The sequence below is a fragment of the Sinorhizobium prairiense genome, assembly GCF_029201645.2.
In the GTDB taxonomy this organism is placed as follows: domain Bacteria; phylum Pseudomonadota; class Alphaproteobacteria; order Rhizobiales; family Rhizobiaceae; genus Sinorhizobium; species Sinorhizobium meliloti_A.
This window is the reverse complement of record NZ_CP104132.1, coordinates 235,968-256,948: the sequence shown is the minus strand read 5'-3', so window position 1 is coordinate 256,948 and position 20,981 is coordinate 235,968. Positions and strand designations below refer to the sequence as shown.

Below are 20,981 nucleotides of genomic sequence, written 5' to 3'. Positions count from 1 at the left end.
GAGGCCTTGGGGGCTGCCAGAAGCTGCTCGCGCAACGCGGCAGGGAGTTCGGCTCCCTCCGCGCCGAACCCGTCTATGACGGGACAGTCCGTCAAGCACGGCCCGGTTCCCGGTTTGAAGACCTCGACAGCCGAACCGGGGTCTCCTGAAGCGGCCCGCCTGCCCGTGCGGCGGTTCACGCTCGCGAAGGTCAGGCCGTGCGGAACGGGGAAGTCCACGGCAGGTTTGCCACGCATTGCCACCTTCATGAAGTCGATGAAGATCGGGGCCGCGAGTCCGCCGCCCGTTTCGCCGTAGCCCATGGGTTTCGGTGCGTCGTATCCCATGAAGATGCCGGTCACCAGCGTCGGGGTGTAGCCGACGAACCAGACATCCTTCTCGTCGTTCGTGGTCCCGGTCTTGCCGGCGACCGGTGCGCCGAGCTGCGCCACCCGGTGCGCCGTTCCACGCTCGACCACGCCGCGCAGCATCGATGTCACCTGATAGGCCGTCATCGGATCGAGCACCTGCTTGCGGGTGTCGCGAAGCACCGGCTCTTCCTGATGCTGCCAGGTTGCGGCGTTGCATCGATCGCAGGCGCGATCGTCGTGACGGAAGATCGTACGACCGTGACGATCCTGGATGCGGTCGATCATCGAGGGCTTAACGGCGTGTCCGCCATTGGCGAGGACCGCATAGGCCGAAACGAGCCGCGTCAGCGTGGTTTCGCCGGCTCCGAGCGACATCGGCAAGTAGGGGGCGAGCTTGTCGTAGAGGCCGAAGGCGCGGCCATATTCGGCAACGACGTCCATGCCCAGATGCCGGGCGAGGCGCACCGTCATCAGGTTGCGGCTTTTCTCAAGGCCGGTGCGCAGAGTGGAAGGACCGCCGAATTTGCCGTCGTAGTTCTTCGGTTTCCAAAGACGACCCGCCCCGTCCGGCATCGAAAAGGGTGCGTCCATGACCAGCGTCGCCGGCGTGTAGCCGGTATCCAGGGCGGCGGCGTAAACGAAGGGCTTGAAGGCCGAGCCGGGCTGGCGCAAAGCCTGCGTCGCGCGATTGAAGCGTGACTGTGCAAAGGAAAAACCGCCAATGCTCGCCAGCACGCGACCCGTATTCGGGTCCATCGACACGATCGCGCCCTGCACTTCGGGTATTTGTCGCAGGAGGTAACCGTCTTCCGCCTTCTCGACATGAACAACGTCCCCCGGCGAGAGGACCTTGTCGATGGAGTCGACCTGCCTGATCCTGCCTCCGGCAGAAAGCTTCAGCGCCCACTGCATGGTATTGCTGCCGATAAAGCCCGTTTCGGGGCCGGACGGCGAGTGCTCGGGACCGGGCTTTGCACTGCGAAGTCCGATGCGTATACCCGCATCGGAACGGGAGAGCACTACGGCGATCTGCCACTCCTTCACATCCGTCAAAGTCTTCTGCTCAGCCAAGGCGGCCGTCCAGTCGGAGACATCGATATGTGCGACCGGCCCCCGAAAACCCCGCGCCTGGTCGTACTCGACGAGGCCGGCCCGAAGCGCCTTCAGCGCAGCCGCCTGAAGGGTTGGATCAAGCGTCGTGCGCACCGAAAGCCCGGCATTATAGAGAGCCGCCTCGCCATATTGCCCGGCGACTTCCCGGCGCACTTCCTCGGCGAAATAGTTTGCCTCCGCCATCAAGGGGGTTTCCGCCCGAGGCTTAACGCCGAGAGGTCTCGCCATCATGCTGCTTGCCTCCGCGGCGCTGACGAAGCCGTTGCGTTGCATCTGGCCGATCACCCAGTTGCGCCGGCTGACCGCGCGTTCGGGATGCCGGTGCGGGTTGTAGTTGTTGGGTCCCTTCGGCAGAGCAGCGAGATACGCTGCCTCGGCAACGGTCAATTCGCTGACGGACTTGTCGAAATAGGTCAGCGCACCGGCGGCAATGCCGTAGGCCCCGAGCCCCAGGTAGATGTCGTTCAGATAGAGTTCGAGAATTCTGTCTTTGCTGAGCGAGTGCTCGATGCGGATCGAAAGCACCGCCTCCTTGATCTTGCGTTCAAGGGTGCGATCCGAAGAAAGCAGAAAGTTCTTGGCAAGTTGCTGGGTGATCGTCGAGGCTCCGATCATCCGTTGCCGGAGCCCAGATTCACGGCATTGGACCAGGCAGCCTTGACGATGCTCAAGGCATCGATTCCGGAATGGGTATAGAAGCTCTTGTCTTCCGCCGAGAGAAAGGCTGCCTTCACGCGCTGCGGGATCGCGGCGATAGGCAGATACAGACGCCTTTCCTTGGCGTATTCGGCAATCGGCGTTCCGTCATACGCGTAAAACCGCGTCATGAGCGCCGGCTCCCATTCTGCAAGCTTGCGGTGATCCGGCAGATCCTTCGCGATTCCCGACAGATAAACGGCGCCCGTGCCGAAGATAGCCAGCAATGCAGCCGAGGCGATGCCGAATATATAACCGATGACCTTCATGCCGATACCAGTGGCTCCGACCAGACAAAAACTTGACACAGGAGTAGATGCCGCCTGTGGCGGATGCCGCGACGGTCGTGATTGAATGCCTGGAGCGGGATGAGGAAAGTGTGTGCGGCTTTCCGCCCGCATCCCTCTCTAACTTGTTGGAATCGTTCACGTTCGTGATTTTTGGTCGACTCGACCAGAAATCGTCGTGATCTTGTACTGCCTTGAACTGCGGGGAGAATGGCAGAAGCAAGAGCACTCGACAAACGAGCAATCTTGCGGGTAGGCATGAATCAAACTTGGTCTAAACGAAGCTGATTCCATGGAACTCCCAAAACTGCCCCTCAATGCATTGCGTGCCTTCGAGGCATCGGCGCGCCACTGCAGCTTTACCCGTGCCGGACTGGAGCTACGGGTTTCGCAGACCGCGATCAGCCATCAAGTGAAGTCGCTCGAGGATCTGCTTGGCGTCAAGTTGTTCCGGCGGCTGCCGAGGGGCCTCGCCCTTACCGATGAGGGGTCGGCGCTTGCGCCGGTGATGAGCGACGTGTTCAAGCGCATGTGTGCGACCATAAGCCGTTTCGAAGAAGGAAACTTCCAGGAAGTCGTGACCGTTGGCGTCGTCGGCACCTTTGCGATCGGCTGGCTGATGCAGCGCTTGCCGGATTTTCATGATGCACATCCGAACCTGGACCTCCGCATCCTGAGCAATAACAACCGCGTCGATCTGGCCGGCGACGGCCTCGACTTCGCGATCCGGTTCGGGGACGGGTCATGGCATGGCACGGACGCAATGCATTTGTCGGTCGCACCGCTATCGCCGGTCTGCTCGCCTCGGATTGCTGCTCGGCTCAAGGAACCGGTCGACCTCGCCGGAATCGAGCTGTTGCGTTCGTACCGATCCGATGAGTGGGCCCAATGGTTCCGGGCAGCGGGCGCCCAGCCTCCCATCCTGCGCGGCATGGTTTTCGATACCTCGCTGGCGCTGGCAGAGGCGGCCGCCCGGGGCTCAGGCGCAGCCCTCCTGCCGATCACCATGTTCGAGCATTATATCGAGAGCGGGCGGCTGGTGCAGCCTTTCGACATCACGGTGGCAGCGGGTGACTATTGGCTGACATGGCTGAAGTCACGCCAGTTCACCAGGGGCATGACCGCGTTCAAGTCGTGGCTGAAGCAACAATTGCCCAACCCTGCCGGCGTGCCATAGGCGGCAGGTTAGCTGCCGGGGCACGCCCGCCCCGGCATACCTGGCTTCAACCTGGTCGCCGCGCCCTCATGTCAAGGGCGAGTTCGCTGTCCTTGATTTCGCTGGTCGGCGCGAGCATCGAAAGTTCGAACGGCCGCAATGCGCTGCTTTCGGCCATGCGATGCGGCCAATCAGGATTGACGAGCGCGCCGCGTCCGAGCGCGATCATGTCCGCTCCGGCTTCCATCACCTGCTCAGCGCGCGCAAGATCGTGCAGGCTGCCATTGGCGATGAGGAAGAGACGCGGAGCGTGACGACGGGCAAGCGACACGAGAGAGATGTCGCCGCCTTCGAAGGCCGGTTGCCAGGCTTCGAACTCCGTCACGTGAGCGAAATCGGCCGGGCTCCCAGCCAGTGCCTCGAACACTCTCGCCGCCCCCTGTTCCCGCTCCGCCCATTTATGCCGGAAGTCGTTGACCTTCCCCTGGGAGAGGCGCAGGCCGAGCGGCACGGATTGGCCGATGGCCGCGCGCACGGCCTTCAGCACTTCCAGGGATAGGCCCAGGCGAGCGACGATGTCGCCGCCCCAACAATCCTTGCGATGGTTGGTGTAGTCGGTGAAGAACTGATCCAGGAGATAGCCGTTGGCGCCGTGGATCTCGATGCCGTCGAAACCGGCGACCTCGATCGCCAGGCGCGCGGCACCGGCGAAGCCCTCTATCGCGGCGGCGATCTCTGTTTCGCTGATCTCGCGCGGCACGGCATAGGGGCCGTCGCCGCGGTAGCCGGTCATCTGGCTGCCCTTGGGGCGGACGGCCGAGGGACCGACTGTACCGGAACGGTGAGGATTTCCTTGAGACAGCGCGCCGCCATGCATGAGTTGCGCGAAGATCCTGCCGCCGGCCGCATGGACCGCATCGACGACGCGGCCCCAGGCCTCCGCCTGTTCCCGGTCGGTCAGGCCGGGCTGCCCCGAATAGGTCTGCGCATAGACCTTGTCTGTGTAGATGCCTTCTGTCGTCACCAGGCTGAAGCCGCCGCGTGTGAAGCGCTGATAGTAGTGCACCATGCGTTCGCCCGGCACACCGGCGGACGAAGCGCTGATGCGTGTCATCGGAGCGACCGACAGGCGGTTGGCGAAATCGAGACCTTTGAGGCTGGTACCGGTGAAGACCGGTGAGGGGATGATCGCCGGCGCGTTCATGTCAGCGGCTCCTGTCGAGCGCGATGGCCTCGATCTCGATCAGCGCCTTTGGCGAATAGAGCGAGGAAACTTCGATGATGCTGTCGGCGGGATAGGGCGCGGAGAACCACCTGCGGCGCAGTTCTACGATCTTTGCGAAATTTTCCATGGAGCGCAGGAAAATTGTAACCTTGACGACCTTGTCGAGCCCGGAACCGGCGGCCTTGAGGGCGCGATCGAGATTGCCGAAAGCCTGCTCGGCCTGGCGGTCGAAGTCGCCCTCGCCGACGATCTCGCCATTGTCGCCGATTGCCGCCTGACCCGAAACGAAGACGAAGCCATTGGCCTTGATTGCCTGCGAAAGCAGGAACGGCGCATAGGGATCCGGCTTTGTGACGACCTGTTCGAGAAACATGTGGTGTCCTTTCATGCTTGAGTTTTGCTCAGCTTGGCGCTGCCGCCTTGCTCGTCGAGGGCAATATGTTGGTCCCTTCGTGCATTGACAAAAGAGCATTTCTCAGTCGATAGATGAGTTTCACTCATGCGTGGGGAAGTGATGAGAAAGCTGCCGCCGCTTGGCGCATTGCGGGTCTTCGAGGCTGCTGCCCGCCGGCTGAGCTTCAAGGACGCAGCCGAGGAACTCAACGTTTCAGCGACCGCCGTCAGCCACCAGATCCGCCAGTTGGAGGAGACGCTGAACGTCAAGCTCTTCGAGCGCGCAACGCGACAGGTGCATCTGACCGCCGCGGGAAAGACGCTGTATCCGGTGCTGCGCGACGGCCTAGACCGCTTCGAACAAGCGATCGCAGACATGCGCCGCCAGCAGGCGGGACAGGTGGCGCGGCTCACCTCCACCGTCGCCTTCGTCGCGAAGCGGCTGGCGCCGCTCGCAGGCTCGTTTCGCGAGGCGTATCCGGATTGGACGTTGCGGCTCGACGCCTCCAACCGGGCCGTCGATCTGGAGGCGGATGCGGATGCCGCCATCCGTTTCGGCGGCGGCAACTATCCGGGGCTTGTCACGGAGCCGCTGTTTGCGGATCGCTTCGCGCCGGTCTGCGCGCCGCGCCTCGTTCAGACCAGCGCTGCCGATCTCCGGCATGCGACGCTCATCCATTTCGATTGGGGTCCGGCACGGCGCGACGATCCGCGCGCGCCTGTGTGGCGGCAATGGCTGGCACGGGCCGGAGTGGCCGACATCGACGCGAGCGCGGGAATTTCATTCACCGACGAAATCCACGCGGTCCAGGCCGTGCTGGCCGGGCAGGGGATCGGGTTGCTGAGCCTCACCCTGGTCGCGGAAGAGCTCGGCTCCGGCATCCTCGTCCAGCCATTCGAACTGTCGCTCGAAGGCGACCGCTGCGATCTCGTCTACAGCCCGCGCATGGCCGACCGGCCCGCGACGCGCGTGCTGCGCGACTGGGTGATGGCGCAATTCGGCGATACGGAGCATCGACTCGGCCGGCGGTCACTTGCCCAGCCTCGCGCTTAAAGCACGATGTTCGTAGGTCGGGTGAACCTAGAAACATGCCTGATCTGCCTTCCCGACGATCATCTCGCCGACATGACCGCTCCCCGAAATAAATGCGCACCCGTTGGACGTTCACGCCGCCTCGCCCGTCACCCGCCAGATCACGTCGCCGACATCGTCCGCCACCAGCAAGGAGCCGTCCGGGCCGAGGCTGACTCCGACCGGCCGTCCATAGGACGCACGCTCGTCGGGCGAAAGGAAGCCGGTCAGAATGTCGCGCGGAGGGCCGGCGGGGCGTCCGTTTGCGAACGGTATGAAGGCAACCTTGTAGCCGCTCAGCGAGCTGCGGTTCCAGGAACCATGCTGACCGATCACCATCCCATCCGGGAAGCCGGGCAGAGTGCCTGCGGGAAGCCAGCAAAGACCGAGCGATGCAGTGTGTCCGCCCAGGGCATAGTCCGGCGTCAAAGCGGTTGCGACCAAGGCCGGATCCTGCGGCACCCGGTGGTCCACGATCTGCCCCCAGTAGCAATAGGGCCATCCATAAAAACCACCGTCGCGAACGGATGTCAGATAGTCGGGAGGCGTCTCGTCGCCCAGCCCGTCGCGTTCATTGACGACCGTCCAGAGTGCATCTGTCGTTGGCTCCCATGCCATGCCTACTGGGTTCCGCAAACCGGAGGCAAAAATGCGGCGTTCACCACTCTCGAGGTCAAGCTCGTGAATGGCCGCCCGTCCTTCCTCGGCCGCCATGCCGCGCTCGCCTATGTTGCTGAGCGACCCGACGCCGATGAAGAGCTTTCGTCCATCGCGACTGGCAAGCAGGCTGCGTGTCCAGTGCCCGCCGCCCTTGAAGTCTGCGAGCTTTCGCCCTGTCGCGCGGATGCTGGTGTCGCCCGTTTCATAGGGGAATGCGAACACCCCGTCTGTGTTGCCGACATATAAGGTATCGCCCAGCAACGTCATGCCGAACGGCTGATTGAGCCCGTCGAGAAACACGGTGCGTTTTTCGGCCACGCCGTCGCCGTCCGCATCGCGCAAAAGCGAGATGCGGTTCGGACTTGCGCCCACTGCAGCGGCGCGTTTCATTGTGCTGAACATAGCGTAGTCGAAGGCAGATTTGATGCCCCCGGGCTCGCTGAGCGCCTCGGCGACCAGTACGTCGCCATTCGGCAACACCTCAATCCAGCGGGGATGCTTGAGACCGGCCGCGAATGCGTTCACCTTCAGCCCAGCCGCCGCAGTCGGCACTTGCCCATCCGTCCATCCCCTGGCCGTAGGCATTTTCAGCGTGGGAATGCCTTGGGGCTTGGCTCCCGGGATCTTCGGGGCGCTACCATAGGCGGGTTCCAGAGAAGCGCCGTTCTGGCGGCGAACAAGGATTGCTGCGGCACCGATCAGTGCGACCAATCGACCAAAAACGTCTGACAGGCCCATGTGTCCTCCTAACCTTTTGCGAAAGCTAGCCGAAGCGCCCGCGGGTGGATACCCTCAAACTGCATTGTTCTGTGGCTGGGAGACTTCTCCTTTTGCCGATTGCCTGATCCGCCAGCGCTGCTATCGCGGTCGCTCGCGTCTCCCTCGCAAGCGTCGGAGGGGGTGCGCTGAGGGGGACCAAAGTCGCCCAATCGGAACAATCCGCGTCGTGGTCGATTACAAAGGAGCTGCCAGCTACGTTGGATGGGATGATGGCAAAGATCCCCGGGACGCAATCTCTCCCGCCAGTGCTTGAGCCGCGAACGGGAACGCCGAGCCCCAGGCTGGCCGAGAACGAATTTCGCCGCCGCTTCCTCAGCCGTTTCCAAGACCCGGTTTTCAGTGGTCTTCGCCCGGAACTGGATAAGATCGCCGCGGCGGCTTGGGATGCCTATTCCAACGAGCGAAAAGCACCTAAGACGCGCAAGGCTGGCACTGCATCCAAGGACCCCGATTACGACCTGTCCGTCGATTGGCTCGCGGCGCGCGACGCAATTCATGCTGCGCAAGAGCGTCACTCGGATCCTCGGGGGCCCGCGCGCATCCTGTTGATCAGCGGGTCATCGCGCAGCGAACACACTTGTCCCGGCGAAATGTCGAAATCCTATCGGCTGGCGCGGATCGCGCAGGCAACGATCGATCAAACGTCGGGGGTGAAGACCAGCATACTCGAGTTGCATCGCCTTACTTCGGAATATGGGCGAACGATCCACCCGTGCAAGGCCTGCTTTTCCACCTCGCCGGCCCTCTGCCACTGGCCGTGCTCCTGCTATCCCAAAACTACTCGCTTGGCCAGGTCGACGACTGGATGAACGACATCTATCCGATGTGGGTAGAGGCGCACGGCATCATGATCGTCACGCCTGTGAACTGGTATCAGGTCTCGTCGCCGGTAAAGCTGATGATGGATCGGCTGGTTTGCGCGGATGGCGGCAATCCGGACCCCACCCTGACACAGGGCAAGGATGCGAAGCTCGCGAAGGCGCTTGAACTCCAAGGCTGGAACTATCCTCGGCATCTCGCCGGGCGGCTCTTCTCCGTCATCGTTCACGGGGACGTGGAGGGGGCCGAGAACGTTCGACGCAGCCTGTCCGACTGGCTGTGCTACATGCATCTCGAGCCGGCGGGGCCCTTGGCGGAGATGGATCGCTATATCGGCTACTGGAAGCCATACGCGCTCAGTCACCAGGAGCTTGATGCGGATGAGGCCGTGCAGGAAGAGGTCCGCAATGCGGCGCGAACATTGGTGGAGGCGGTGATGCTCAAACGCGCCGGCAAGCTCGTTTCGGCCTGTGGCGAGCTCCCGGCCCCACGGCAGAAATAGTCACGCTCTGGCCCTTGCGAAGCGATCTGAGGAACAACTCATATCCAGGAGCGTTGGGCCACCAAAGGAGGAATAACGATGGCCGACCCTAATCTGCATCAATCGCATGACCTCATCGCCAGCGACATGGTCGTGGGCACCACTGTCTACGACATGAACGGCAATCAGGTAGGCTCAATAGAGAGGATCATCCTGGAAAAACGCGGTGGACGCGTCGCCTATGCCGTGATGAGCTTCGGCGGCTTTCTCGGGGTTGGGCATGAACACTATCCGCTTCCCTGGGAAATGCTCGACTACAATACGGATCTCGGCGGGTTCCAGGTGAACATCACAAAGGAACAGGTCGAAGGAGCCCCGCGCTATCCCGCAGACCGGGAATATGACTGGGGGCCCGAAAGCGGCCGTAAAGTCTACGATTATTACGGGATTCCGCCCTACTGGGTATGAATTTGCAAATGCTCAGCGCTCCCCGTCCGCGTTGCTCGGGGAGTGCTGTCCATTGCCGCTTCGCTGCCGGATCATGATTTCGAGCGGTGTTCATCGCGGAGCGCCTTCACGGCAAGCGCCAACAGGACGTGACCTATCCGCCTGGATCGGGACTACTCCGAAAGTGCGCTGCTAAGTACTCTCCCGCGCTGCTCTCGTGGCTTTCCACGTCTCGTGTCCTTGCGCCCCGGGCAGGGGCCTCGCGCAGTTTCGGCTGCGTCATCAGCGGCTCGTTGACGGGTGAGACGGCCGGCCGCATACCCAGCTTCAAATGCTTCGCGTGTTCGTGCCATGTCACGGTTGCACCGGGCAACATGTCCCAGCCCTCGCCACCATTCTTCCCAAGCATCCGTTACTTGCATCTGAACCTCCCTGGCGCAGCCGGGACCGCTTCGTGTGGACGTTGAGGCCGAACGGTCGTCGGCCGCATTGCTGGCGAGGTCGTCCGAGGTGACACTATTCAGCAGCAATACACATCGCGAGCCCGCCGTTTGCCCTTTGGAACTACGTCGCGCGCATTCCCGGCTGAGTGCCAAGCAATATGTATCATAGCATGATATACGCAAACAATGTAATCGGTGCCTTTCGGCGCACAGGGCACCGTTCAGCTCGTCAAGCGTTGATTGTCATGCTTCTGTCCTATGGGCCTCTTGCAAACCTCAGCACGATTGCTCGCCTCTCGCGAACGCGGATTCAAGTTGCCTCCACGAGAAGTCATTAGCACCCGGCGCGGTGGGCGTTCTGGTGTCAGACCCGGTTAGTCGTCTATTCAACACCAACTGCTCAGCGTTTCCCTGAAAACGGAAGGCCGATTCGGGCGACTGAAGCTAATGTGATCCTGGTTTCACGGTAGTCCTGACCCTCGTCACTGCCTCGAGCGTGCGGTGGACCGGACACTTGTCGGCAATTTCGGCGATCTTGCCGCGAAGCTCCTCCGAGACCCCGCCATCAATGGAAATGACGCGTTCGAAACGATCGATCCTGCCGCTGCCGCTGCGTTCCTGTTCGGTGCACTCCTCGCAATCTTTTGCATGGATCTTCGCGTGCGAGACGTTGACGCCGATGCGTCCGAGCGACAGCTGCTTATGGTCGGCATAGAGGCGCAGCGTCATCGAGGTGCAGGCGCCAAGTGCAATGGACAGGAAGTCATAGGGCGATGGTCCGGAATCGAGCCCACCCACGCTCTCGGGTTCATCGGCGAACAGCCGATGACCGCCAGCCTGAATCGCGTTCTGAAACTTGCCTTGGCCCGTTTCCATCACACGCACATGTTCAATCGGTCCGGTGCCCTGCGGCGTATCGGCGGCAAGATAGCGCGTCAGCCATGACGAAATGATCCGTCCGGCAAAGGCCGCATCCTCAGGGTCGGTGAGCAGGTGATCGGCACTGTCGAGCGAAACAAAACTTTTCGGATGCCTCGCCGCGCTGAAGATCTCAGTAGCGTTCTCGATTCCGACCGTCTGGTCCAACGGCGCGTGAAGAATGAGAAGCGGTTTTCTCAGGCTCGCAATAGAGTCATTTATGCGCTGTGCACGCGCGTCTTCGACAAATTGCTTTCTGATGAGGAACCTGCGCCCGGCAAGATCAACTTCGGCCGACCCGGTCTTCTCGATCTCCTCGAGACTCGCTCCGAAGTTCTTCAAGACGTGGCCGACATCGGCCGGCGCACCGATCGTAGCAACGGCGCGGACCTCAGGAATGTCCCCGGCGACGGCCAGGACGGCGGCGCCGCCGAGTGAGTGGCCGATCAGAAGCGACGGCGCTTGATAGTGTTGGCGCAGATAGTCGGCGGCTGAGAGCAGGTCGGCAACATTGGAGGAGAAATTGGTCGAGCCGAACTCACCTTCGCTCGACCCCAAACCCGTGAAATCGAAACGCAGAACAGCGATACCTTCGCGCGCCAGCTCTGCTGCAACGCGGCGCGCTCCCGCGAGATCCTTGGAACAGGTGAAGCAATGGGCAAAAAGCGCGTAGGCGCGCAATGGCCCGTTCGGTAGATCAAGGCGCGCGGCGAGCGTCGCGCCGGAATGGCCGGAAAATTGGAGCCGTTGCGAGTTGAAAGACATGGTGACTTCTCCGCTGCAAGGAAATCATCATTCTACATCCGCAAGGCCATACGGCGAGACAGAACGGCGCCGGCGCGCTCGCCGCCTTTGAACTCGGGCCCACTTCAAGAGTTTGCTTGAACAGAAATTGTATCATGCTATGATATAAAACGGAGGAGGAGAAACATGGCTGAAACGAATGACAGCGGTTGGGCGGCGTACCGACCTTCCAAGAGTGTATGGTTCTGGTCGGTTGTCGGCTCATCGATACTGACTATGGTCGTCGGTTTCACATGGGGCGGTTGGACGACAGCAGGGCGTGCCGGATCCATGGCCGATCTCGCGGTCCGGCAGGCTCGTGCAGAGCTCATTTCAAACGTTTGCGTGCACAATTTCGTGTCCGCCCCCGACGCGGCACAAAACCTTGTGGAACTCAAGTCGAAGTCCAGTTGGGAACAAGACAATTTCATCGAGGAGGGGGGCTGGGCGGTCGTTGCTGGTCTGTCGAAGCCCGTTCCGGATGCGGCCGATACCTGTGCCGATGCGCTTGTAAGCTTGGAGGAACTTCCATCGCTCTCGGAAGTCGAGACGAGCAGCTGAACGGCGTCTTTGGACGAATATTGGCTGTGGCGGCTGGGGCGAGGGAAGGGGCAGCCTGAAATGATTTCAGGCTGCCCCTTCGGCATTTGATACCTCAGCTTGCCAAAGACATGCCCTCGCAATGACAGCATTAGGCGATATAGTTCGCGAGCGCGGCACTTTGCGGCATTCGCCGTTCAGATAAGTGGGCGCTCGCGCCTCCTCCCTCCTGAGGTGCAACCAGTATATATCATAACGTGATTCAAACAAAGGATGTTACGAATGCCCTCCGGCGCAGGTTCTAGGTCCCGCACACAAGTCCCTGAGATTGCCGATGAGGAGGCGCTTGATCCGGGGGTGTTCGAGGGGCTGGCCGGAGTCAGGCTGGCCATGCGTCGCTTCCTCTCCTTCAGCGAGGCGGTCCTTTCCGAGGCGGGCGTGACTTCGCAACAATATCAAGCACTGCTGGTACTCAAAGTTGCTCCCCAAAGCCGAATCATGCTCCGACAGCTCGCCGAAGAGATGCTGATACAACATCACGGCGCGGTTCAGCTCGTTGACCGGCTGGTGGCGGCTGGACTGGCACTGCGGATCCCATCTGCCGACGACAAACGCCGCGTCCTTGTCGGCCTCACCGATTATGGCGAACGGGTTCTGAACTTCCTGGCCAAAAGACATCTGGGTGCGATGCTCGATAACGAGCCGTTGCTGATTGAATCTCTCTCGCGTCTCCGCGCATTGGCTCGGACCGGGTAACCCCGGTCCAGTCCGCTGGTCGCGTCACGTGGCGAACTGCCCAAACTACCCGATCCGGATCACCGACTCGGAGATGAATTCCAGGTCGGACACCGCAAGGTTCTCAGAGCGGGCCCCTTTACGGAGGCGACCCCGCTGTGTCGTAGTCCGATCAGTGACAAGGACCACGCTGGAGCGCCGAACCGTCGGAGGCGCATTCATCACTGGGCGGTCGAGCTGCCCGGCGCATTGTTGGTACTGGACTTTGCTGCCTGTTCTGTGGGCCCCTTGTACAGCATTCGGCTATAGTCGAAGTTCTCCAGCTGCCTGACCTCAACGACGCCGTAACCGAGTTCGTAGCGTCCGCTACCGCTGGCCCACGCCGCAGGCCCCGCGTAGGGAATGCGCGATAGCCGCGACCGTATATTCTTGTGTCCGCGACCACGGCCGCGAGCCGGCCATCGTTGACCAGAATGTCGCTTATATAGCCATAACGCTCAGCATTGTTCAGGAAGGCGGTGTCTCCGATGATGTCCGTGGCCTTGATCAGCTGCGGCCCGGTCGCCAGGTCCTCCTCCACGGTCGCAACTTGGCCCGCCTCCTTCTTGTGAAGCGCGAAGATCGCCTTTGCCGTCGAGACGGTGGAGGGCCGCGTCCGTGTGGTTTCCGAACCGTTCGATGTTGGTCCTACTACCGACTGATGGCGACGCTGGTTCTATCTGGTCACAGGCTTGCTCGCCCTCACCCGCAGCAAGAGTCTTCCAGCCGCTAATTGCGCCGGGAAACGGCGTATGCGGTCTCGCCAGTCAGGAAAACCTTCTTCCGAATTGAAGGCGTGCTTCAGCTCTGACGCCCGCTTCTTCCCCCGGCCGTTTGGTGCGGGTAGAAACGGCCGGGCAGCCATTCCCTGTAATGCAACACAACGGATGTTCAGCGGTTACAGGAACGAGCCCTCTCGCCCGCCGCTGGGGCTTCCACGCGATTGGATCGCTGACCGCCACATGGCATTGGCGTTCAAGGTATTGGCGACACCAAAGGATCGCACTTCCGCCGGAGAAACGGGATGCAGTGGATTGAAGATCATCGCGAACTTATCACCGCGCTTACCGGGCTGGGGACCTTTGCCGTCTGGGTGGTTTACCTGCAGGTGTTCGTCAGCAACTATCGAAGGCAGCTCCGCGCCACCTTGTTGATTACGCGCGGCGCGGGAGCCGGATTGGACGCTCACTGCTTCCTCAGCAATATGAGCTCGGGACCAGTCCACGTGGCCAGCGTGCTTGTTAAACTGGAGACCCCTGCGGGGTCGCTCATCTGCCCTGTAACGGACATGCTGCATCCGGAAGGAGAGGCTCCGGCCGAAGCTCGGCAGCGCACGCGGCAAGGCCCTTTAGGGAGCGGCGAGATCAGGGATCTGGGTTCCTTCGGTACCCTGATGCGCCACGCGCTGCATGCCAAATCGGAAACCCCGCCTGCCGGCGAATGGCACACTGAGGTTCGCTCCATCATGGTCGAAATCGTGGGCCATTACGGCTCGGAAGACCTTCCCATAGGCGCGCGCAGAGTTTTCGTTGTGCTCGAAAATGCCGGCGGACCGGTGATCCGTGGGCGAGAGCTACAAACGGAGCAAATCAGAAACAGGCGGGACAGAAGAAGGCTGATGGCCGATTTGGAACGTGATCGTTGAGCGTGTTCCCGGCATCGCATAATGTATCGGCTGGAAAGCTGCCGTGCCGGACATCGCCATTGAACGCCTGGTGCGCGCGCTAGGCCGGTTCGGCTTGTTTTCTCTTCTTTTGAAGGCTGTATGTAGGTAACTACCTACATGGAGGTGAGCTGTGGGTATTACGACCCTTTCCAGCCGAGAGTTGAACCACGACGTGAGTAGCGCCAAGAAGGCAGCAAAAAGCGGCCCGGTCATCATTACGGATCGCGGCAAGCCTTCCCATGTGCTCATGGCCTACAATGAATTTGAGCGCTTGACCGGCAAGCACCGCAGCCTTGTCGAGGCTCTCGCCATGCCTGGCCTGTCGGGGATCGATTTCGAGCCGCACCGCGTCGAAATCAGTCCGCGCGACGTGGACTTATCTTGAGATACCTGCTCGATACCAATGTAGTTTCCGAACTGCGCAAGATCGGTGACGGCAAAGCCGATGCCAATGTCGTCGCATGGATCGGAGCGGAAGATGCATCGCGTTTTTTCCTTTCGGCCACCACAATTCTCGAACTGGAGCGGGGCGTACTTGGGGTACACCGCCGAGACGCCGCACAAGGCGCTCGGCTGCGTTCCTGGCTCGATAGTCACGTGCGTCCGGAGTTCGCGGGCCGTATTCTACCAATTGACGATGCGGTTGCGACACGTTGCGCCCACCTGCACATCCCCGACCGGCGCAATGAGGCCGACGCGCTGATTGCGGCGACGGCTCTGGTTCACGACATGACCGTTGTGACACGAAACACCAGAGACTTCGAAGGTACCGGCATTGTTATCCTCGATCCGTGGCAAGGCTGACCTTTCACTTCTATCCGAATACGGGCGGTCGCGGCCGGGCAGCTCGATTGCGGGATCGCCGGATCGAATCCGTTCAAGGCGAGCGATAAAAATCGACCTTCTCACCGAAGCGGCGGGCGCATCTGCCTGTAGCCGATCGTCCGCGAGGGGGCGGAGAGCCCGAAGAATAGAGCTAATGCGGCAGCCGGCGACTCTGCGCCGCAAAATCGGAGACACTGGTGGATCAACTCCTATGGGAAAGACCTTGCGGTCCGCTCTGCCAATTGCCGCATTGGAGGAAGGCGGCAGTACGCTATCTCTCGACGTTTGAAGCCGCGTTGCGTGCACCTATTGGAGGAATAATGAGCGGAGAACTCGCTGACATTTACCGTGCCTACCTGGATTGCCTCAATCGACAAGCCTGGGACGAGCTTGGTCAATTCGTTGACAACGATGTGCAGCATAACGATCGCCTTCTAAGGCTATCGGGCTACCGGGAAATGCTGGTGCAGGACTTCGTAGACATTCCGAATTTGCAGTTCAACATTCAACTGCTTGTCTGCGAACCGCCGCGCCTTGCTGCCCGCCTTTCATTCGATTGCTCCCCGAAAGGCGAGTTCATGGGTCTAAGCGTTAATGGACGTCGAGTGTCCTTCACGGAGAACGTTTTCTACGAGTTCGTAGGATCGAAGATCCGCTCGGTATGGTCGGTAATCGACAAGTCCGCAATAGAGGCCCAGCTCCCATACTAAAAAGAGAGAGAGTTGATCAACGACCGCTTCGGGTGCGAAAACGGTCCTGACACCACCAGCAAGAGCAACGGCCATGGCCTCTTATTCAGTGTTCAGTTCCGTGTATGGGCGGGGGTGTGCAGCGACGCCCCCGCCTTTTCGGCCGCTGCCCGCAAACGCTTGTCTCTCGTCCACAAAGCCACTCGCTTATCGAGAAGAACCGAGGCCAGCAAATGGGCATCCGTGTAGCCGATCCCCATGCTGAAAATGGCGTGGCGATCAACCATCATCATGACCTCGTGGTGCGTTGCGACGAGTGCTTCGCGCTGAGCCATCAGGAATGCTATCACGCTACTGCGTTCCCGAAGACTGCCGAGTGCAAGCTCTCCGATCACGGCCGGATGGCAGAGGAGACGATCGTCCTCAACAATCCTACGCAGCTCGGCATCGGTATGCCGGAAATGATCAATCCAGATTGAAGTGTCGGCAAGAATCACTTGGCAGCTGCGCTCCGGCGGCGTGGAGCTGCCTCCGCATCCGGCATAGTTCCCCCGAGCGCGATGAGGCGTTTTCCTGACTCCACACGGACAAGCGTCTCCAATGCCTGGCGGACCAGAGCGGCGGTTTCTTTCGTGCCGGTTAGGGACTTGGCCGTTTCCATGAGAGCGTCGTCGAGGTTGATAGTCGATCGCATCGTTCGGGTTCCTGATTTTGGTGATACAAATAGCACCATTTGGTGAAGAAATCTACGCCTCGATTGGCCATCGTAGCGACCGCATCGGCCGCACGAGCCTAAGACTGGTTAGGGCCGAGGGTTCGATTCCGCTCAAAGCGAGAGATACAGGTCGATCTTCCCGAACTCCGGAGCGATGGTGAAGTGTAGCGGCATTCGTGACTGGAGAGGCGCTTTTGTCTTTAGTATTTTGTTTCAAATTTCGATCATTATTAAATATAATATCAGAATATTATTGTCATTGCACTTGAAGAGAAGCGTACTATATTTACGCGATCAACTATGAGGTATCGGCTTATCTATCCGGACGCCTCGTGTCTCAGCTGGGAGGAGCGGTTTCATGACGAAAATCGTGGGGTCGGGCGGGGACGATACGCTGCGCGGGACGCACGAGACGGATCGCATCTGGGGCCTTGCCGGCAATGACGACATCGATGGCGGTGGCGGAGATGACCTTATCGATGCCGGTGCGGGAGACGACGTCGTCAGGAGCACAAGCGGCTATGACCGCCTCGCCGGTGGCGACGGCGACGACCGGTTGATCCTCGCCGGGACGGGCGGCGCGGTCACCGGCGGCGCTGGCCACGATACCCTCGCCGTCAATGCCTCCTTGGCGACGGAGGACGTGATCTTCAACGGTCTGCAGGGTCACGCCATGATCGGCCGCGATCCCTCGACGGCCCAGCATGTCTTCTTCCGGGATATCGAGCGCCTTGAGCTGCTCACCGGCAGTGGAAATGACATCGTCTACGGCAGTACGCGCGACGATGTCATCGTGACCGGCGACGGGTCCGACGCGATCACGACGACGCTGTCTTCGGCTGTGATCGATGGCGGCGCCGGACGGGATTTGGTGACAATCGACAATTCCGAAGACGTGGATGGCGTCACCATCGACTTCGCCGCGGGCAGCGCATCGACCGGCACGGTCCTCCGCAACCTCGAGACGGCCCGTGTCTGGACCGGAAGCGGCGACGATACGGTGATCGCCGGCGGACTCGACGATCTCCTCGCCAATACCGGTGCGGGTGACGATCGAATCGAGGGCGGAGACGGCAACGACAACCTGAACGGCGGCCTGGACAATGACGTTTTGTCGGGCGGAGACGGCAATGACGGCCTGAGCGGCGATGCCGGCAATGACCGCCTCTTCGGCGGGGCGGGGAATGACGGCCTGTCCGGCGGGAGCGGAGCCGACACGATGTCCGGCGGCGACGGGGATGACAATGTCAGGGCGGGAGCCGGCAATGATACCCTCGAGGGCGGCGCCGGCGATGACAGAATGGACGGCGGCCCAGGAGACGATCGCCTCTTTGGCGGATCGGGCAACGACATCATGGAGAGCTTCGACGGTCGCGACGTCATCGACGGCGGCGATGGCGACGACCGGATTTCGCGTTTCTCCGGCAGCGGCCCGGCAACGATCAGCGGCGGCGCGGGGAATGACCAGATCCGGGCGTGGGGCTCGGACAGCGTCGACGGCGGCACAGGGGATGACCGGATCGGAGCGGGGAGCTCGGGCAGTGTCGACGGGGAGAAGGCAACGATCACCTCGCGTTCGAAGTGTCCCATCTGCTCGGGCCTGTCGATTTCGACGCGACGCGTGGATCGATCTCGACCGGGCTGACATGGACCCACATCGAGAGCTTCACCGTGTCGAGCGGGAGATTTGGCGATCTTGACGATACGCTGCGTGGCGCCGACGGGGCTGATCAGCTCTCAGCCTTTTTCGGTGACGATCTTCTGGAAGGACGGGCCGGAGACGACCGCCTGTTCGGTGGCGATGACAACGACCGCCTGCTCGGCGGCGACGGCGACGACTTTCTGTCCGGCGATTTTGGCGACGACCGCCTGCTTGGCGGCGCCGGCTCCGACGATCTGCGGGGCGAAGCTGGAGCCGACGATCTGAGTGGCGGCTCGGGTGACGATCACTTGTGGGGACATACGGGCAGGGACCGGCTGTCAGGCCAGGAGGGAGCCGATTATCTGCACGGCGGCGGCGATGCTGACATCTTCCAGTGGTCTGTCTCGTCCCTTGAGACCGATAGCGTCGACCGCATCGCGGATTTCAGCGCTTTGGCGGGCGACATCCTCAGCTTCGCCATCGACGCCGATGGCGAGATCGCCTCGATCCGCAGCTACGCGGATTTCCTGGCGGCCGCGCATGACACGCAGGACGGCGTCTTCGTCACGCTCGACGGGTTCCACGATGCCGGCATCCTGATCGAGGGCGTCACCCTCACGGAGATTTCGGCCGAGAACCTGTCCTTCACCGAGTTTTACTTTTGAGGCGCATGGCGGTGCCCAAACCGGGCATGTCAATTGGCGTCGATTGGAATGTGGCGCTCACCGTGAGGTGCCGCCCAAACGAGTTCAGCCTTCCTCCACGAGGCGGTTGCAGGCCGTCTTCCCGGGATGTTCACGTCCTGGGCTAAGAGGATCGCATGCCGCGCCACTCATGAGGGCCGGCGATTGCGATGATCGTAGCTCCTCGTCGCGACTCCGGCATGCGCTCCGAATGCCGAAGGGCGGCGTTGTTATCGGCGGCACTCATCCGGCATATCGAGGTCGAATTCATTTCGATTTGACCTATCCACGTCGTTCTGGCGACCCTATGAGAGTCGCATCAGAAGAATCGCACGGGAGACGGCATATGAGCCATGAGGCACAGAAAACCATCACCACATGGTACGTCGACCCGGACGCGGAAGACAGGATGGCGGACGGACACGCCCCGATCTGGCGGCATCTCGTCGGGCTCATCGTCGAGCGCGATCTTTCGGAAAAGAACGTCCTCGACTTCGGCTGCAACCAAGGCGGCCTGCTGCGGCATCTTTATGCGATCAGGCCGTTCCGCAAGGCGCTCGGCATCGACATTGCAGAGCAATCCATCGCGAAGGCCGAGGCTCTCAAGGGCAACATTCCCGTCCAACACGCTGTTGGTGGAACGCTCGAAGGCTGGGTCGACGAGTTCGATCTCGCGATCAGCCATGAGGTCATTTACCTCCTCGAGGACATCGACGCCCATGCCGCGGACATCTTCAAGGCTCTGAAGCCCGGTGGAGTATACTATGCCGTTACCGGTTGCCACACCGACAACCCGCTCTGGCCGAAATGGCGCGAGCTCGTGGCGAGGCGCACGAACACCGTCGTCCAGGATCGCTCCATTTCCGATTACTGTCGCGCCTTTGCGAAGGCTGGCTTCGAGGTCTCCGGCCGGAAGCTCGAGTATGACGGGTACATTCCATTCGTCGAGGATGGCTGGACTCCGGATTTTGCCGATGCCCTGAACTATTACACTGAAACCAAGATCGTGTTCCGCCTGATCAAGCGCCGGAACGCAGGAAGCGTGTAAGCTCGACGTCGAAATGCGGCGGCTTGTCCGGGGCGACCTCGACGAACCGCCCCTTCACCCGGAATGTCTTTTCGATCAGGCCGCTTTCGGCCAGCGCCCTCGGCTCCCCGTCGAAGCGCAACTCTCCTTTCTCCAGCAGCGAGATGCGGTCGCTGATGGCAATCGCCTGGTTGATGTCATGAATCGCCATGACGATCGTCACGCCTTTCTCTCGGCTGAGGCGTTGGACGAGGTCCAGAACCTCCACCTGATATCCGATGTCCAGGAATGACGTCGGCTCGTCGAGCAGAAGGATGGCTGCCTCCTGCGCCAGCGCCGCCGATATCCACGCCCGCTGCCGTTCGCCGCCCGAGAGTTCCTGAAGCGTTCGATTCGCCAGACGCGTGAGGCCGGTGCTTTCAAGCGCCCATTCGATGGCCGCCTCGTCCTTATGGTCGTAGGAGCGGAAGAGCCCGACGTGAGGAAAGCGCCCCTGCCGCACAAGCTGGGCGATCGTCATCTCGTCGGGGGCGGAGGGCTGCTGCGGCAAGAAGGCCAGCTTTTTGGCGATGGCGCGCCGCGACATCGAAGTCACCGCAACATCCCCGATCTTCGCCTGCCCCTCCGCGGGCCGGATCAAGCCTGCCATTGCCTGTAGTGCCGTGCTTTTTCCGGAGCCGTTCGGTCCGATAAGGGTGCGGATTTCGCCTTTCTCCACCGATAGCCGAAAGCCGTTCAGCGCCTTCCGGCGACCGTAGTTAACCGATAATTGCGTACATCTCAGAGGCATGGGCGAT

General features: G+C 61.2%; 19 protein-coding genes and 2 pseudogenes. 13 read left to right on the top strand and 8 right to left on the bottom strand.

Going from position 1 to position 20,981, the window contains the following annotated elements; translation table 11 throughout:
* Positions 1-8: 8 nt before the first annotated feature.
* Positions 9-2,428, bottom strand: a pseudogene (locus tag N0Q91_RS20870) (penicillin-binding protein 1A); the annotation flags it as partial.
* A 310-nt stretch (positions 2,429-2,738) separates the two neighbouring features.
* Here N0Q91_RS20870 and N0Q91_RS20865 point away from each other — a divergent pair.
* On the top strand, positions 2,739-3,623 hold the full coding sequence (locus N0Q91_RS20865; protein WP_275598588.1) for a LysR family transcriptional regulator: 885 nt from the start codon (positions 2,739-2,741) through the stop codon (positions 3,621-3,623).
* A gap of 46 nt (positions 3,624-3,669) precedes the next feature.
* Here N0Q91_RS20865 and N0Q91_RS20860 read toward each other — a convergent pair whose 3' ends face one another.
* Complete coding sequence (locus N0Q91_RS20860) at positions 3,670-4,806, bottom strand: NADH:flavin oxidoreductase (protein ID WP_275598587.1); 1,137 nt, start codon at positions 4,804-4,806, stop codon at positions 3,670-3,672.
* 1 nt (position 4,807) lies between these two features.
* Positions 4,808-5,200, bottom strand: a complete 393-nt coding sequence (locus N0Q91_RS20855) for a RidA family protein (RefSeq protein WP_275598586.1) — start codon at positions 5,198-5,200, stop codon at positions 4,808-4,810.
* A 126-nt stretch (positions 5,201-5,326) separates the two neighbouring features.
* Here N0Q91_RS20855 and N0Q91_RS20850 point away from each other — a divergent pair, with 126 nt between their 5' ends.
* Positions 5,327-6,274: a LysR substrate-binding domain-containing protein gene (locus N0Q91_RS20850; protein ID WP_275598585.1), complete on the top strand. Its 948-nt coding sequence runs from the start codon at positions 5,327-5,329 to the stop codon at positions 6,272-6,274.
* A 111-nt stretch (positions 6,275-6,385) separates the two neighbouring features.
* Here N0Q91_RS20850 and N0Q91_RS20845 read toward each other — a convergent pair whose 3' ends face one another.
* The gene (locus tag N0Q91_RS20845) at positions 6,386-7,690 is read right to left on the bottom strand and encodes a PQQ-dependent sugar dehydrogenase (protein ID WP_275598584.1); all 1,305 of its coding nucleotides are present in this window, start codon (positions 7,688-7,690) and stop codon (positions 6,386-6,388) included.
* Positions 7,691-7,938: 248 nt separating this feature from the next.
* Between N0Q91_RS20845 and N0Q91_RS20840 the strand changes: the two are divergent.
* Both N0Q91_RS20840 and N0Q91_RS20835 read left to right on the top strand, forming a co-directional pair.
* Positions 7,939-9,053: pseudogene (locus N0Q91_RS20840) on the top strand (flavodoxin family protein).
* A 78-nt stretch (positions 9,054-9,131) separates the two neighbouring features.
* A complete protein-coding gene (locus N0Q91_RS20835; protein WP_018096592.1) occupies positions 9,132-9,500 on the top strand; it encodes a PRC-barrel domain-containing protein in 369 nt (122 codons plus the stop codon).
* Between the two features lie 866 nt (positions 9,501-10,366).
* Here N0Q91_RS20835 and N0Q91_RS20830 read toward each other — a convergent pair.
* The gene (locus N0Q91_RS20830) at positions 10,367-11,605 is read right to left on the bottom strand and encodes a bifunctional alpha/beta hydrolase/OsmC family protein (RefSeq protein WP_275598583.1); all 1,239 of its coding nucleotides are present in this window, start codon (positions 11,603-11,605) and stop codon (positions 10,367-10,369) included.
* A 165-nt stretch (positions 11,606-11,770) separates the two neighbouring features.
* Between N0Q91_RS20830 and N0Q91_RS20825 the strand changes: the two genes are divergently transcribed.
* From N0Q91_RS20825 to N0Q91_RS20800, 6 genes are all read left to right on the top strand, one after another.
* A complete protein-coding gene (locus N0Q91_RS20825; RefSeq protein WP_275598582.1) occupies positions 11,771-12,184 on the top strand; it encodes a hypothetical protein in 414 nt (137 codons plus the stop codon).
* A gap of 261 nt (positions 12,185-12,445) precedes the next feature.
* A complete protein-coding gene (locus N0Q91_RS20820) occupies positions 12,446-12,919 on the top strand; it encodes a MarR family winged helix-turn-helix transcriptional regulator (protein ID WP_018096595.1) in 474 nt (157 codons plus the stop codon).
* 1,042 nt (positions 12,920-13,961) lie between these two features.
* Positions 13,962-14,582, top strand: coding sequence for a hypothetical protein (locus tag N0Q91_RS20815; protein ID WP_275598581.1), 621 nt, complete (start codon positions 13,962-13,964; stop codon positions 14,580-14,582).
* 151 nt (positions 14,583-14,733) lie between these two features.
* On the top strand, positions 14,734-14,988 hold the full coding sequence (locus N0Q91_RS20810; protein WP_275598580.1) for a type II toxin-antitoxin system Phd/YefM family antitoxin: 255 nt from the start codon (positions 14,734-14,736) through the stop codon (positions 14,986-14,988).
* A complete protein-coding gene (locus N0Q91_RS20805; RefSeq protein ID WP_275598579.1) occupies positions 14,985-15,407 on the top strand; it encodes a type II toxin-antitoxin system VapC family toxin in 423 nt (140 codons plus the stop codon). Before N0Q91_RS20810 ends, N0Q91_RS20805 begins: the two co-directional genes overlap by 4 nt.
* A gap of 341 nt (positions 15,408-15,748) precedes the next feature.
* Positions 15,749-16,138 carry an ester cyclase gene (locus N0Q91_RS20800; protein ID WP_102761961.1) on the top strand — a complete coding sequence of 130 codons (390 nt, stop codon included), beginning with the start codon at positions 15,749-15,751 and terminating at the stop codon, positions 16,136-16,138.
* A gap of 92 nt (positions 16,139-16,230) precedes the next feature.
* Here the strand turns inward: N0Q91_RS20800 and N0Q91_RS20795 are convergent, their stop codons facing one another.
* Both N0Q91_RS20795 and N0Q91_RS20790 read right to left on the bottom strand, forming a co-directional pair.
* Positions 16,231-16,614, bottom strand: coding sequence for a type II toxin-antitoxin system VapC family toxin (locus tag N0Q91_RS20795; RefSeq protein ID WP_275598578.1), 384 nt, complete (start codon positions 16,612-16,614; stop codon positions 16,231-16,233).
* A complete protein-coding gene (locus N0Q91_RS20790; RefSeq protein ID WP_275598577.1) occupies positions 16,611-16,811 on the bottom strand; it encodes a type II toxin-antitoxin system VapB family antitoxin in 201 nt (66 codons plus the stop codon). The genes N0Q91_RS20795 and N0Q91_RS20790 overlap by 4 nt, the downstream gene beginning before the upstream one ends.
* A 379-nt stretch (positions 16,812-17,190) precedes the next feature.
* On the opposite strand from N0Q91_RS20790, the gene N0Q91_RS20785 reads away from it, so the two are divergent.
* The 3 genes from N0Q91_RS20785 (at position 17,191) to N0Q91_RS20775 (ending at position 20,205) form a co-directional block, all read left to right on the top strand.
* On the top strand, positions 17,191-18,477 hold the full coding sequence (locus tag N0Q91_RS20785; RefSeq protein WP_275598576.1) for a calcium-binding protein: 1,287 nt from the start codon (positions 17,191-17,193) through the stop codon (positions 18,475-18,477).
* Positions 18,414-19,139, top strand: a complete 726-nt coding sequence (locus tag N0Q91_RS20780; RefSeq protein ID WP_275598575.1) for a calcium-binding protein — start codon at positions 18,414-18,416, stop codon at positions 19,137-19,139. Before N0Q91_RS20785 ends, N0Q91_RS20780 begins: the two co-directional genes overlap by 64 nt.
* 364 nt (positions 19,140-19,503) lie before the next feature.
* Positions 19,504-20,205 carry a class I SAM-dependent methyltransferase gene (locus N0Q91_RS20775; protein WP_275598574.1) on the top strand — a complete coding sequence of 234 codons (702 nt, stop codon included), beginning with the start codon at positions 19,504-19,506 and terminating at the stop codon, positions 20,203-20,205.
* Here the strand turns inward: N0Q91_RS20775 and N0Q91_RS20770 are convergent.
* The gene (locus N0Q91_RS20770; RefSeq protein WP_275598573.1) at positions 20,177-20,974 is read right to left on the bottom strand and encodes an ABC transporter ATP-binding protein; all 798 of its coding nucleotides are present in this window, start codon (positions 20,972-20,974) and stop codon (positions 20,177-20,179) included. The genes N0Q91_RS20775 and N0Q91_RS20770 overlap by 29 nt on opposite strands.
* Between the last annotated feature and the right edge of the window lie 7 nt (positions 20,975-20,981).

Coding starts and splice junctions, on each gene's coding strand:
- N0Q91_RS20820 (WP_018096595.1), top strand. CDS start 12,446: ATGCCCTCCGGCGCAGGTTCTAGGTCCCGCACACAAGTCCCTGAGATT.
- N0Q91_RS20770 (WP_275598573.1), bottom strand. CDS start 20,974: ATGCCTCTGAGATGTACGCAATTATCGGTTAACTACGGTCGCCGGAAG.
- N0Q91_RS20775 (WP_275598574.1), top strand. CDS start 19,504: ATGAGCCATGAGGCACAGAAAACCATCACCACATGGTACGTCGACCCG.
- N0Q91_RS20825 (WP_275598582.1), top strand. CDS start 11,771: ATGGCTGAAACGAATGACAGCGGTTGGGCGGCGTACCGACCTTCCAAG.
- N0Q91_RS20790 (WP_275598577.1), bottom strand. CDS start 16,811: ATGCGATCGACTATCAACCTCGACGACGCTCTCATGGAAACGGCCAAG.
- N0Q91_RS20860 (WP_275598587.1), bottom strand. CDS start 4,806: ATGAACGCGCCGGCGATCATCCCCTCACCGGTCTTCACCGGTACCAGC.
- N0Q91_RS20830 (WP_275598583.1), bottom strand. CDS start 11,605: ATGTCTTTCAACTCGCAACGGCTCCAATTTTCCGGCCATTCCGGCGCG.
- N0Q91_RS20835 (WP_018096592.1), top strand. CDS start 9,132: ATGGCCGACCCTAATCTGCATCAATCGCATGACCTCATCGCCAGCGAC.
- N0Q91_RS20815 (WP_275598581.1), top strand. CDS start 13,962: ATGCAGTGGATTGAAGATCATCGCGAACTTATCACCGCGCTTACCGGG.
- N0Q91_RS20845 (WP_275598584.1), bottom strand. CDS start 7,690: ATGGGCCTGTCAGACGTTTTTGGTCGATTGGTCGCACTGATCGGTGCC.
- N0Q91_RS20855 (WP_275598586.1), bottom strand. CDS start 5,200: ATGTTTCTCGAACAGGTCGTCACAAAGCCGGATCCCTATGCGCCGTTC.
- N0Q91_RS20785 (WP_275598576.1), top strand. CDS start 17,191: ATGACGAAAATCGTGGGGTCGGGCGGGGACGATACGCTGCGCGGGACG.
- N0Q91_RS20850 (WP_275598585.1), top strand. CDS start 5,327: ATGCGTGGGGAAGTGATGAGAAAGCTGCCGCCGCTTGGCGCATTGCGG.
- N0Q91_RS20865 (WP_275598588.1), top strand. CDS start 2,739: ATGGAACTCCCAAAACTGCCCCTCAATGCATTGCGTGCCTTCGAGGCA.
- N0Q91_RS20800 (WP_102761961.1), top strand. CDS start 15,749: ATGAGCGGAGAACTCGCTGACATTTACCGTGCCTACCTGGATTGCCTC.